The sequence below is a fragment of the Paenibacillus sp. BT-177 genome (genome assembly GCF_025846815.2).
Lineage (GTDB): Bacteria > Bacillota > Bacilli > Paenibacillales > Paenibacillaceae > Paenibacillus > Paenibacillus polymyxa_C.
The window spans coordinates 767,980-783,767 of the sequence record NZ_JAOYTP010000002.1 but is presented as its reverse complement, the minus strand read 5'-3'; the positions used below and the strand labels follow the sequence as shown (position 1 = coordinate 783,767).

1 protein-coding gene is annotated in these 15,788 nt (G+C 42.8%); it reads left to right on the top strand.

The features are described from left to right. Positions 1-34: 34 nt before the first annotated feature. Positions 35-15,784: a non-ribosomal peptide synthetase gene (locus tag OIU26_RS09750; protein WP_264216677.1), complete on the top strand. Its 15,750-nt coding sequence runs from the start codon at positions 35-37 to the stop codon at positions 15,782-15,784. Positions 15,785-15,788 lie beyond the last annotated feature (4 nt).

Below are 15,788 nucleotides of genomic sequence, written 5' to 3'. Positions count from 1 at the left end.
AGCTAATAAATCTTACGATATACGGGGGAATAGCATGTATACAAATAGTTTCAAAACACTGGTTGATGTTATTACAGAACGGGGAAAGTGTGATCATAAATTTATTACTTTTATTGAATCGGATCAAAACGAAACAACACTTACTTATAAAGATTTATATTGGGAAGCTCTAGTATTTCTGGGGAATCTTCAGGATGCAGGAGTTAGGCAGGGACAGGAAATCGTATTTCAAATAGAAAATAATCGTCATTTTGTGAAAGCGTTTTGGGCTTGCATTCTTGGTGGTATGATCCCGGTACCTGTCAGCATCGGTAACAATGATGAGCATAGAATGAAACTTTTTAAAATTTGGGATATTCTTAACGATCCTTTTTTACTCATCGAGCCCAAAATATTAAAAGACCTTGAGAAATATACATTGAAAAGCAACCAAGATGACCTATTCGAAAATATCCGCCATCGTCATCAATTACTTCTTCAAGACTATGAACAACCCAAGCAATCTTTTGCAAAGATACACACCCCTCAGTTGGAGGATATAGCATTTATTCAGTTCTCCTCCGGTTCCACAGGTGATCCTAAGGGAGTCATCCTTACACATCATAATCTCATTCATAACACAAGTGGAATTATAAATAGGACAGTCGTCACAGAGCAAGATTCATTCTTGCAGTGGATGCCTCTAACCCACGATATGGGTTTAATTTACAATCATATTACCCCATTAGTTGCTGGAGTGAATCAGTATATTATGCCAACTTCGCTGTTCATTCGTCAGCCAGTACTTTGGATAAAAAAAGCTAGTGAACATCAAGTAAGCATTATTTCATCGCCAAACTTCGGATACAAGTATTTCATGCAATTTTTCAAACCTGAAAAAGTGAATAACTGGAACCTGTCCAAGATCCGTGCCATCATTAATGGTGCTGAACCTATCTCTCCTGAATTGTGTGACACCTTTCTTGACAAATTAGCTCCTTTTGGATTAAAAAGAACGACTATGCGAACATCATATGGTTTAGCAGAAGCATCGGTTGCAGTTGCTATCCCGCCAATCGATACTGAATATATAACCGTTTATGTTGATCGTAAGCACTTAAACATTGGAGAGTCCGTCTTGGAGGTAGACAAGACTTTTCATAATGCTTTGCCATTTGTTGTGGTCGGTCAGTCGTTAGATTATTGTGAAATCAGAATATGCGATGACGAGGATGCAGAAGTCGCGGATCGCGTTATTGGGCACATACAAATCAAAGGTGAAAATGTTACAAAAGGATACTATAACAACGAAGATTCGACATCCGAACTTTTGACGTTAGATGGATGGGTGAGAACTGGCGATCTGGGGTTCTTCCGTGAAGGTCAATTAGTCGTCACAGGGAGAGCAAAGGATATCATATTTGTAAATGGACAGAACGTTTACCCTCATGACATCGAGCGTATCGCTGAGGAAGTAGAAGGAGTCGAACTTAATCGTGTGGCGGCGTGTGGAGTTCGTGTAAATGGGATGGAATCAGAGGAAATTGTGGTATTTGTCGTATCTAAAAAGACGATAGAAAAATTTTCTCCAATTGCATCTCAATTAAAAAAACATTTGTATCGTCATGGAGGATGGGCGGTTCACGATATTATACCTATTAAGCAAATGCCCAAAACGACCAGTGGGAAGTTACAGAGGTATAAGCTTGCGGCTCAGTATGAAGCGGGACATTATCAGGAGACTTCGATAGTTTTAAAAGGGATCATGGAGCAAGAAAACAAAAATCAAAAATTGCCTACACTTTCGTTTGAGATCGAAAAAGTACTTCACGATATTTGCTGCGAGGTATTACTTAGGGAAGAGGTTGATACGAGAGATAGCTATTTTGATTTAGGAGCCAATTCCCTACAACTGGTTCAGATTACAGACAAAATTGAAAATCAGCTGGGGATTAAGCTTGCAGTTACCGATTTGTTTGATCACCCCTCAATAGCTCACTTGGCAGAATTTTTGGCGAGCCCTGCCGATTCTGAACAACAGCATATTCCTACAGATGATACAGATCACAATCATAGCAAGGACGTGGCTATTATTGGGCTTTCTTTGGACTTACCTGGTTCTTCATCTGCTTCACAGTATTGGGATCATATTGTTCAAGGCGAGGACTGTATCGGGAACCTAAGCTCTCAACGTAAGCAAGACGCCATCGATTATTTATCAGTTGTGGATCAAAGGAAGAGAGAAGAAGAGTTTATAGAAGGCGGCTTCCTAGAAGAAATTGATAAATTTGATTATGCGTTCTTCAAGCTGAGTCCTGTGGAAGCAAGCTATATGGACCCAAATCAGAGATTATTCCTTCAGACCGCATGGCATGCACTTGAGGATGGGGGCTATGCAGGGGATCGGATTCATGGACAAAAGGTAGGAGTTTACGTCGGCTTCTCAAAAGTGGGCTACGATTATGAGCGGATGCTCTCTAAAGGAGAACCGGACAAATTTCACCAGTATATTGTTGGAAATTTGCCGTCAGTGCTGGCAAGTCGGATTTCGTACTTTCTTAATTTAAAAGGTCCAGCAGTAACAGTAGATACGGCGTGCTCCTCTTCACTTGTCGCGATTCATATGGCTTGTAAGGCGTTAGCGACGGGCGATTGTAAGATGGCAATTGCCGGAGGAATCCGAACGATGCTATTACCAGTGAAGCTGGGACTAGATATGGAATCGCCAAATTACAGAGCTCGTACCTTTGATGCAGAGGCAGATGGAACAGGTGTGGGAGAAGGGGTTGCAGCGGTCCTGTTGAAGCCTCTCGATCAAGCATTGCAAGACGGAGATCGTATTTATGCTGTGATTAAAGGAAGTGCGGTGAATCAGGATGGTACAACGGTAGGTATTACTGCACCTAGTCCTTCCGCACAGGCAGAAGTGGTAGAGGCCGCTTGGAATGATGCGGCTATTCACCCGGAAACTCTATCATTTATCGAAGCTCATGGAACGGGAACTAAACTAGGGGACCCTATTGAGATCGCGGGATTGACACAAGCCTTTGAAAAATATACGGATAAAAAACAATTTTGTGCAATCGGTTCTGTCAAACCCAATATTGGTCACTTATTTGAAGCAGCAGGAATATCCAGTCTTATTAAAGCAGTTCTGATGCTGCAAACGAGGAAGAATCCTCCGTTGGTTCATTTTAAGAGGCCTAGTTCCCGTATTAATTTTGAATTGTCGCCGTTTTATTTAACGACAGAAGTAGCGGATTTAAGTTCAAATGATGCCCCACTTCGCTGCGGAGTAAGTTCTTTTGGTTTCAGTGGAACAAATGCTCATGTTGTTATGGAAGAGTTTATAGAAACGCGAACAGATGATGATTCTGTAAACACGCCGGATGGCGTTCATCTTTTTACGGTTTCTGCAAAAAATGAGCGAAGTCTGCATCATTTGGTTGAGGAATTTGTGGACTATTTACGCCAAAATCCAGCGGTTTCCTTGGAGCAGATGTGCTATACCACACATATCGGTAGAGCTCATATGGAACATAAATTAGCAGTTATTACTTCCAGTCCAGAGGATTTATTACACAAGTTGAAGCGATGGACTTCCGGGAACAAACAAGAGAATGCACCTGATATGTATATAGGTTCTCATAAACAGAGCGTTGATCATAAACGGGAAAAAGATGATACGGTAGGTCGATTGATTACAGCCATTAGAGCAAGTGCACATACAGATATTCACGCTCTACGCCAATTGGGTGAACTGTACGTCAAAGGTATGGCTATTCCGTGGCAAGCGCTTTATGCGGATGATATCAAAATAATCCAGTCGCTGCCTTTGTACCCTTTTGAACGAAATCGTTGCTGGTTTACTCCAAAAGTAGTGCAGATAAGTAACGTAGGCAGGGAGGAGAAAAGTATGGAGTCCGCGTATCCAAAAGAACTGCAAGCTACAGATCAGCTAGACTACACAGCGAAGATTTCCAAAGTATTAAAAGATGTAATCAGTAAAGTTTCCGGTTTTACGGTGGAACAACTGGATGAGCAGATGCATTTTCTCGAAATGGGCTTGGATTCAATTATGCTAGTTCAAGTTCAAAAAGAAATTAGAGAACAATTTAATGTGGATGTTCCCATGAACCACTTCTTTGAAAGTGTTACAAACCTGGATCGTCTAACAACGTTTATTTCAGATTTGACATATACCACCCAATCGGTAGCGGCTGCTGATGCTCTAAGTACGGTCGCTGATCGGACAGAAGTCAATCCAGAAAATACGGTTGCTACAAAGTCTTCGTCCGAGTTTGGTGGCCTGGAAAAGTTACTCTCTCAACAAATTGAATTACTGAACAACCAACAGCTTGGACTTACTCAAGTGTTGACCAAACAACTAGAGATGCTTGGTGGTGGTCAAGGAGGAACTATTCAGGCAGCACCGTTAACAACAAACAAAGACACAGTCAGTGTTCAGCCTACAACTCTGCATGCTGTGGCAACTGACGTGCCTATCACTTCTACAATTAAAGTGAATACAACTACTGAATCCAAACCCTTTGTACCCTATCAACCTCTACTGATCGGTGAGGAAAGTGGATACAGTGCGCGGCAAAATGATTTCTTACAGCGTTTTATTAAACGATATACTCAACGAACCCTCGGGTCCAAGAAATACACACAGGAAAGTCGATTGGTTCATGCTAATAATCGTCATGTGTCTGGGTTCCGGTCCTATTGGAAAGAAATCGTATATCCTATCATTTCAGAGAGCGCTTCGGGTTCAAGGATATGGGATGTAGATGGGAATGAGTACATTGATCTAACTATGGGCTTCGGGGTTCATTTACTGGGTCATAACCCAGCTTGGCTAACCGATACTTTGCGGAGCAATGTGCACGACCGTACGCCTTCGATCGGCCCTATGTCAAATACAGCAGGTGAGGTTGCTGCCTTGATTAGCGAGCTGACAGGTGTGGAGCGGGTTGCCTTTTATAATTCGGGGTCAGAAGCTGTTATGGTCGCTTTACGTTTGGCTAGAGCGGCTACAGGACGCTCCAAAATAGTGCTGTTTGCTGGTTCTTACCATGGAACGTTCGATGGTGTACTGGCTGTGTCCGATCCGAACTCAAGCGGGGGAGAGGCGTTACCCATGGCACCGGGAATTCCTTCGAGCATGATGGAGGATGTTATTGTACTCCCTTATAATCACCCGGATTCTATAAAAGCTATCAAACATTATGCACATGAACTTGCTGCCGTATTGGTGGAGCCTGTACAGAGTCGCAGACCGGATTTGCAACCAAAGGAGTTCTTGAAGCAAATTCGCGAGATCACAGCAAATTCGGGAACGGCACTTATTTTTGATGAAGTAATTACAGGATTTAGAATTCATCCAGGAGGTGCTCAGGCCTGGTTTGGAATTAAAGCTGATCTAGTTACTTACGGAAAAGTGGCGGGTGGAGGTATGCCTGTTGGCATTGTTGCCGGAAGCTCAGAGTTTATGGACACTGTAGATGGAGGTGTGTGGTCGTTCGGAGATGACTCCTATCCGGAAAATACGAATATTAAAACATTTGTAGGCGGTACTTTCTGCACACATCCGCTGACCATGCACACGGCTCTAGCGACTTTGAAATATTTGAAGTCTGAAGGGCCGAATCTTCAGGAACAACTGAACCGAAGAACCAACGAATGGGTAGCAGAGCTGAATACTTATTTTAAACAAAATAGTGTCCCTATCCACATGGTGAACTATGGCTCACTATTCCGGTTTGTTTCGTTTGGCGACATTGAGCTCTTTTTCCATCTGCTGATTGACAAGGGAATTTACATTTGGGAAGGTCGCAATTGCTTTTTATCGACTGCTCATACAGATGAGGACCTTCAACAAATTACACAGGCTGTAAAGGAAAGCGTGGAGGAATTGAGAAAAGGGGGATTCTTACCTGACAATACGCCATCACCGGATGGAAATGGAAACCGAAAAAATAATGTGGTTCCCATCGAATCCTCATCGTTCCCTTTAACAAAGGAGCAGCAGCAAATTTGGTTTGCTACGCAATCCAGAAGTGATTCATCCACTGCATTCAATGAAATAGCAGCTTTGCGGATGCAGGGTCAACTGCAGCTTGATACTGTAAAACGTTCAGTTCAAGCAATTGTGAACCGGCATGATTCGCTACGGACGGTTATTGACCTCGATGGCGAAGAACAGCATGTTCTTGACAACGTGAATGTGGTCATCTCACTGAGTGATTTCTCAGGATCTCCTCCATCAGAGCACGAAGAAAAGGTCAAGCAATGGTTTGAGGAAGAGGGAAAAAGGGCGTTTGATTTGACGTCCAAAGATCCGCTGTTCCGAACTCACATTTTACGTTTACAACCGGAAGAACATATTGTGGTGTTCACATTTCATCACATTGTTGCTGATGGTTGGTCGATGGCAGTGTTTATCCGTGAATGGGAGCAAGCCTACACTTCTTTCTGCAAAGGTGAAAATATAGTCACGTTGCCTGTACCGCCAAAATTCAGAGAATTTCAAGCTTGGCAACAGTTGGAGCTAGAACATGCAGGAGTGAGTGAGGCAGTTTCTTACTGGGCACGGACATTGGATTCCGTCCCTGTCGCCATGGACATTCCGTCTGAGGACGGTGGCATGAAGAAACCATCGTATAGAGGAAGAAGAATAAATATTCGGGTAGACAGTACGCTGGCGAGAAAGTTGAAAAAGCTTAGCATTAAAGCGGGTAACAGCTTGTTTGTTACACTGCTGAGTGCATATAAGGTGTTTCTGCACCGCTTAACTGGAAACACAACGATAGTAGTAGGTATTCCTATCTCTGGACAGTCTAGAATGGAACAAATTAATTTGATCGGAAACTGTGTTAACATGCTGCCGATTGTGAGCCATATTGCCAGTAAAGATTCTTTATTTAAGTATATGGCACAAGTTAAGCAAGTCATGCAGGAGGTCGAACCGCTTCAAAGCTACTCTTTTGCTGATCTGATTGAGCGTATTGAGAACATACGGATACCTGAGATGAATGTCATCTTCAATATGGACCGACCGATGCAGAATTTTCATTTTCATGGACTGGACGTCGAATTGATACCGACGCCGATCCTGTACTCCAAATATGACATGTTTCTCAATGTGATGGAGGTCGAGGGAGAGCTTTGGTTTGATTTTGATATTAAAGCCAGCTTGGCCGCACCGGAAACAATGCAGATTTGGGCAGAGTATTTTTTACACATCCTGAATACGATTGCTGATGGGCAGGAACGGGATTTTGTAGATATCTCCCTCTTAAATCAGGATGAACTGAAATATGGGGTTAAAAACTACAGGGACTATGTGGAACTCGAACCCAGCGGCATCACGGACAACGATTCACCAAGAGCCATCTATTTACTGGATCATTATCTGCAACCTGCGCCTGTGGGGACGATCGGGGAATTGCATGTAGTACAGGAAAACGAATCTCCTTCCGAAAATTCAGTGTATTTACCGACAGGAATTCTGGCTTTGCGAACCGCAAACGGTGAATTGCGACTGTTGGGACCTGTTCAGAAGCGAGCCTATATAAAAGGACATGCCATATATACTGAACAGCTTGAACGATTTATTACCTCTATTCCACAAATTAGCGAGTGCCAAGTGATAGTTCAGAGTACAGAGGACAGAGCAGACACCCATTTGGTTGCATATGTTACGAGTCTTAATGATGGAATAGAGGAAATCCTACGCAAGCAATTGCGAAATCATTTGCAAGACCAATGGGTACCTCAACAGATCATTCAGCTTGAAAACATGCCCTTAAATTCGCAGGGATATGTAGATTTGTCGCAACTTTCTACTATGAAACAAGCTGTTAGCAAAAAACCTGTTGAGGCAGTTAGTAGCACGGAGAGAAAAATAGGGAAAATTTGGGAAACGGTGCTGGGATTGAATCGTGTTAGATCTGATGACAATTTCTTTGATCTAGGAGGAGATTCGTTGAAGGCGACTCTCTTGCTTGCCCGAGTTCATCAAGAGTTTGGCAAACGAATCCCCTTGAATGTACTTTTTCATTCACCGACAGTTTCGGCCTTGACCAAGGTGATCGAAGGAGCCAAACAAGGTACAGCCGTTTCTATTAAAAAGCTCGAAGAATGTACGCATTATGCAGTATCTGATGCCCAAAGACGTATGTTTGTCTTGCAGGATATGGGGATAGGTACAGCTTACAATATTACGGGCCAGGTGCGTATTGATGGGGATCTAGACATCCCCCGTCTTCAGAAGGCTTGCCTGGATTTGATTCGGCGTCATGAATCATTTCGTACTTCTTTTAATATCGTGGATGGCGAAATTGTACAAGTCATTCATGATGAGCCGGCTTTTGAAATCAAAGTCACAGAAATATTGGAGAAAGATGCAGACGAGATGAGTCGATTGTTTGTCCGTCCGTTTGATCTGCGCCATTGGCCACTTTTCAGAGCAGAATTGTTTCGCTTTGAAGCTAATAAACATATGTTGGTCATGGATATGCATCACAGTATAGCAGATGGGCTTTCGTTATCCATTTTCCTTAATGAACTCGTACAGCTGTATCGGAGTGAAATGTTAGCTCCGACCCAAATTCAATATAAAGATTTTGTTGCATGGCAAAAGGAACAATATACCAGCAATCGTTTGTTTGAACAGGAACATTATTGGAAAAATGTTTTGAACGGAGAATTACCTGTACTGGTAATGCCTACGGACTTCCCTAGACCATTACATCAAAGCTACAAAGGGGCTGTATTGTCGTATAACATCACTTCAGCAATGACAGAGGAATTAAAGAAACTTGCCAAAAATACGGGGACTACGGCCTTTATGATCCTGCTTGCGGCTTACAATATACTGCTCGCAAAGTATACGGGTCAGGAAGATATTATTGTAGGAACAGCGGTGGCAGGACGCCAGCATCCGGACACGGAAACGATGATAGGAATGTTTGTTAACACGTTAGCTTTGCGGAACCGTCCGTCTCCTCAGCGGAGTTTTCATTCGTTTTTGCAAGAGGTCAAGGAAACGACTCTGCGAGCTATGGATTATCAAGACTATCCTTTTGAAGCATTGATTGAGAGACTGGATATCCGCCGTGACCAAGGACGCAATCCTTTGTTTGATACGATGTTTGTCATGCAGAATTTTGAAATGAGTTCTCTTGAAGCCAATGGAGTAAAATTTCATCCAAGTGAATTCAATCCAGGGATTTCCCAATTCGATTTGGTACTAAGTGCTGACGAATGGCAGGAGGGTCTAGCCTTACGCTTCAATTATTGTACCCAATTGTTCCGATCAGAAACGATTGATCGCCTTGCTAGCCTCTATATACAAATATTACGCTCTATTTTAGAACAACCTTGGAGCGAGATTGGGAAGTTGGAATGGTTACCTGAGGAAGAGAAGTTGCAGCTAATACACGGCTTTAACACTTTTGATCTGTCCTCTTCATCTATAGTGGAGAAACAAGAAACGTTGCACTTGCAATTCGAAGAGCAAGCTCTCAAAAGTCCGGATCATGTAGCTGTAGTTCATCAGGGACATGTGATTACTTATAAAGAGCTGAACGAGAAATCAAATCAGCTGGCGAGGGCATTAATGAAGCGGGGAGTAGGGGCAGAAACTGTAGTCGGATTAATGGCGGGCCGTTCATTAGATTTGGCCGTGGGTATGTTGGCTATTTTAAAAGCCGGTGGTGCCTATCTTCCAATCGACAGTTCTTATCCAGAAGAACGAATTCACTTTATGCTTGAGGATAGCGGGGCTCCGCTCCTGTTGTTGAATGACTCATCTAATTACAATGCTACAACTTATGAAGGCTTAGTCCTAAATATGGACGATGATGAGTGGTATAAAACAGAAAGCAAGTTGTCTTCCAAGTGGGAATCGGATTCAAGTCATTTGGCATATGTGATCTATACATCAGGCTCAACCGGTACTCCTAAAGGAGTTTGTATTGAGCATCGAGCGATATTAAATACGTTATCTTGGAGAATAAATGAATACGCACTAGAAGCAACAGACCGCATCCTGCCATTGCTGTCTAGCTCATTTGATGCTTTTGTGGGTGCCTTTTTTACTCCGCTGCTGTCTGGAAGTACGGTGGTGCTGCCTACAAATGAGGAATTGAGTGAATTATCGGCTCTGAAGACCTTAATTTTATCAAGTCATATTACACATCTCGTGTGTACTCCTTCCATGTACATGTCTGTTATAGAGGGTCTGGCTCCAGATGAAGCCATGTCTCTCAAGGTTGTAACGTTAGGCGGTGAGAAAGCAACGAAACGGTTGGTAGAAGCCAGCCAAGCCAAACATCCTGGCATTCAATTGTTCAATGAATATGGCCCAACAGAAAATAGCGTAGTTACAACGATGTTACGAGATATGGGGCCTGAAGAAGTGGGATGTATTGGAAAGCCGATTCCTAATACGGGCGTTCTCATTCTGGATCAATACTTGCAGTTGCGGCCAATAGGGCTTTCAGGAGAATTATGCGTTTGGGGTAAAGGAATTGCGCGAGAATATCGTAATCGTCCTGAGCTTACGGCGCAGAAATTTATCCCACACCCTTATTTGGACAATATGAAGCTCTACAGAACAGGAGATTTAGCGAGATGGTTACCTGACGGAACGCTAGAGTATCTTGGCCGCGCAGATCAACAAGTTAAAATCAGGGGCTACCGGATTGAGCCAGGTGAAATTGAAAGCACATTGTTGGCTCATAGAGCGGTAAAAGAGGCAGCAGTAGTGATTAAAGGAACAGATGACAATCCGTATTTATGCGCTTATGCCGTTTTGCGGGAATCGGTTACAGTAGATGTTTTGAAAGACTATCTGTCGTCAAGCCTGCCTCATTATATGGTACCAGCCCATGTATTCTTGTTGGATGCGATGCCGCTGACAGCAAACGGCAAAGTTAGTAAAAGTGCATTACCTGAACCAGGGGAGCATTCTAGCAAAGAATTACAGCACGTTGGGCCCAATAATGAAACGGAGCAGCTATTGATCGAAATGTGGCAGGATCTGCTGGAGATTTCTCCGATTGGTATACACGATCATTTTTTTGAAATAGGTGGGCACTCGATGAAAGCGACCCTGTTGACTGCGAAAATCAACGAGGTCTTTCATATCGAAATTTCAACTCAAGATATATTTGAGGCACCAACAATCGAAGCGCTCTCCAAGAAGATTCTTGCTGCCAAACCCACAGATTACCAACGAATTGAGGCAGTGACTGAGGGAGCTTATTATGAGGTTTCTCCAGCACAATCCAGATTGTTGGCCGTGCTACCGTTAGATGAGACGGGTGTGGCCTACAACATGTCGGCAGCATTGATGATCGAGGGTAATGTAGATCGAAGAAGAGTGGAGCGTACCTTTGAACAATTATTAGCCCGGCATGAAGCATTTCGGACCTCGTTCGGATACGTGGATGATAGAGCGGTGCAATTTGTACAACCAGAGGTAAGCTTTGAACTTGGCTTTGCCCGGGCTGCTGGTGATATTACGACAAAGGGCATAGATACATTGATCCATAATTTCATCCGTCCTTTTGATGTTGGTAAAGCCCCACTATTTCGGGCAGAGCTTCTTCAAATGGATCGTGATAAGTTTATGCTTCTTATTGATATGCACCATTTGATAGCTGATGGTACTTCTATCGACACTATTATTAACGAATGGAACAAGCTGTACAAGGGAGAAGAACTTCCCGCTTTACCGCTTCAATACAAAGATTACTCTGCTTGGCTCAGATCGAATACAGAAATTCATGCAAAGCAAGAACAGTATTGGCTTGATCAATATAAAGGAGAACTTCCCGTTCTAGATCTGCCTACAGACTATCAGCGGCCACAGTTGCAGAGTTTTGTTGGAGATATGGTGAAAGTCGAACTGTCCGAAAAGCTTATAGAACAGTTGAATCTCACGTGTATTCAAACAGATAGCACACTCTTTATGCTTCTATTTGCTGCCTATAATGTGCTGCTGGGGAAATATGCGGGACAGGAAGATATCGTAATCGGCATTCCAACATCTGGACGGACGCATGCAGATACCAATGGGATCGTAGGGTTATTCGTTAATACACTGGCTATTCGAAACCATCCGGCTAGTCATAAGAGCTTCAAAACCTTTTTGAACGAAGTAAAAGAAAACACGCTGCAAGCTCTGCAAAATCAATCGTATTCATTTGCCGAACTGGTTGATAAGCTGTCCATCAAGAGAGACCTGAGTCGAAATCCGTTGTTTGACACGATGTTCTCCTTTATGAATACGGATGCACAGCAGTGGCAAGCCGATAACCTTAATTTTGAGCTATATCCGTTTAAAACGGGGATTTCCAAATTCGATCTTGTACTGAATGCCGAACAAAAGGCTGGGAGAGTTCATCTGGAATTTGAGTACAGTACAAAACTGTATAAAAAAGAAACAATTGAGCTTCTCGTCGAGCATTACCTGAATGTATTGGAGGAAGTAGTCCAAAACGCTGATATGGCATTGACTGATATTAATCTTCTAAGCGCAACAGAAGCGGCTGCTATGGAGGAACGGTATAACAGCACTCATACAGCTTATCCACAGCCAAGACCCATACATCATTATATTGAGGAGCAGGCTGATAGAAGACCGGATGCTAAAGCTGTTATCTATCAAGATCAGGTGCTGACCTACAAGGAGTTAAATGATCAGGCGAACGCGATAGCAAGCAATTTGTTGGCTACAGGAATTGGACTTGGAAGTTATGTGCCTATACTCATGGAACGGAGCCTGGAACTGGTAGTATCCATACTGGCTGTTATGAAAACAGGGGCTGCTTTTTCGCCTCTTGATACAGAGTGGCCTATTGACCGCTTACAGAGCGCCCTGCAGGATTTGGGAAGTTCTACCCTATTGGTCAATCCTAGTACACCTATCAGTTCAGAAATAAATGCTGAAGAGTATCTAGTTATAGACTGCTCTGTAGTCGAAAAGAGGAGTAACGCTATCAGTAACCCGGCAGTAGATGTAGATATGGAATCACCAATCTATGTAATCTTCACTTCGGGTTCAACCGGCAAACCCAAAGGAGTTATTGCTGCCCATAAAGGAATCACCAATCGTTTTCTATGGATGAACGACTATTTTGGAACATCGGCTGCACAAAGTGTTCTCCAGACGACTCATCATGTATACGACAGCGCGGTATGGCAATTGTTTTGGCCATTAATGAACGGCGGAACGACCGTGTTGCCGGAAACAGGCATGACCGTGGATGCTACGTACATGACGAATATCATTGAACAGGAGCGTATTTCTTTTACAGACTTCGTTCCATCCGTATTTAATGCTATTGTCAACCAGTTGGACCAAAATTCAACTCGAACCAAGCAATTGGATTCTCTTCAACAAGTTATTCTTGGTGGTGAAGAAATTACGCCATCGACGGTTCATACGTTTTTAACCATTTTTCCTCATGTTCAAATCACGAACCTGTATGGTCCAACGGAGGCAAGTATAGGCTGTGTTGCTTATCGAGTGACAGGAGATGAAGACAGAATTCCTATCGGAAAGCCAATTGCCAATACCAAGATTTATATATTGGACCCTGGACTAAAAAGGGTTCCCGTAGGAATCGCAGGAGAAATGTATATTGCAGGTACACCACTTGGGATTGGATATTTGAATGATCCGACTAAAACGAAGGCCAGCTTTATAGATAATCCTTATTCAATGCCTGGCTATGAAAAGCTCTATAAAACAGGAGATTTAGCTAAATACTTGCCTGACGGTAATATTGCATTCTTGGGTAGATCCGATTTTCAGGTCAAAATTCGCGGCTATAGGATTGAGCTTAGTGAAATTGAATATCATCTTTTAGGCATAGCTGATATTCAGGAAACTGTCGTAATGGTCAAAGAGAATAAGGGAAGTTCTTATTTATGCTCGTATGTGGTTTCAGCTAATCCATTAGATACGGATCATATCAAAATGCAGTTGGCTAAGGAGCTTCCTGATTACATGATACCTTCGGTGTATGTTCCGCTTGACGTGATCCCCATTACACCTGGCGGAAAGATTAACCGTAAAGCATTACCTGAACCTGACTGGAGCGGTGCCTTAGAAGTGGAGTATGTGGAACCAACAGGTGAGACTGAAGTATTGCTGGCCCAAATATGGGAGGAAGTGCTTGCCGTAACAGGCGTGAGTGCAACTCACAACTTCTTTGATTTGGGAGGAGACTCTATTAAGGGTTTGCAAATCGTCTCGCGTTTGAACACACATGGCTACAAGCTAAGCATTAAAGAATTATTTTTGTACCCTCAGATTAGACAATTGAGCCCATTCGTTAAGGTGATCCGTCGGAAGATTAGTCAGGAAGCTATTGAGGGAGAGCTGCCTTTAACGCCAATACAGCAGCGATTCTTCCATCTACAGAAGATAAGTCCTCAGCATTTTAATCAGTCCGTCATGCTATTTTCTGAAGACGGTTTTGATGAGCAAGGGATTGTGGCTGCATTTGACTGCATCATTAAACAGCATGATGCCTTAAGAATGACATTCTGTCAGAGAGAAGATCGCATCGTTCAATACAATGAAGGGCTAAACAATCAACCACTATCCTTGACGATAAAATCACTGCCTGAAGGTCTACCAGCAGAAGCATGGATTGAGCAAGAAGCAACGGCTATTCAAAGTAGCTTCGATCTCACAACCGGCCCTTTAATGAAGCTGGGATTATTCCGGACTGCTGAGGGAGATCACCTGCTCATTGCGGTTCATCACCTGGTAGTTGATGGGGTTTCGTGGAGAATTATTTTACAAGATTTTACGTCCCTTTATCAGCAATATCAGCAAGGGGCAGCACTACTCTTGCCAGACAAAACAGATTCGTACCGCTCTTGGGCACAAGAAATAAGCCAATATGCAACAAGCGAGGAGCTGGCGCAGGAACTGGAATACTGGACACAGCTGGAGCAAACCGAGTCTGGAACTTTACCTAAAGATAGCTCCTATGAAACCAATATGTTACGTGATAGCGAAAATGTAAGTGTCTCACTTGATAATGAGAACACTAGTAAATTATTAAGACAGGTGCACCAGGCTTACAATACTGAAATTAATGACATTTTGCTCACTGCTCTTGGATTAAGTATCAAAGAATGGACTCAGCAGTCTCGTGTGTTGATCTATCTTGAAGGGCATGGGCGAGAAGAAGTGTTTCAGGAAATGAACATTTCCAGAACCGTTGGTTGGTTCACAACAATGTATCCATTTTTACTGGATGTGGACAATGCGCATGATCTTTCATATCAGATTAAGAACATCAAAGATAGCCTTAGAAGGATACCGAACAAGGGCTTTGGGTATGGGGTATTAAACTATGCTCAAGTGAATGAGTCTGGTGTGACTGCCTTTCAAGCCGCTCCTGAAATTGCCTTTAATTATATGGGGCGTTTTGATACGGAACTAGATACAGATGTATTTACACTTTCTAAATTTTCTTCAGGAGAAGAGGCTAGTCCCTTTACGGAAAGATCCGTAGCGTTAGATATCAACTGCATTATTAATGAGAATGAACAGTTAATTATTACATGCAACTATAACAAGCAAGAATACCAGCAACAAACCATTGAACGAATATTGTTTTTATTCCAAAAACATTTGACGAATCTAATCGACCATTGCTGCAGCAAACAAGTAACGGAACAAAGTCCAACTGATTTTCTCTATGACAAATTGTCAATCGATGAGTTTCAGAACCTGTCCCAACTTTTAAGTAACAAACTAAACTTGTAGCAAA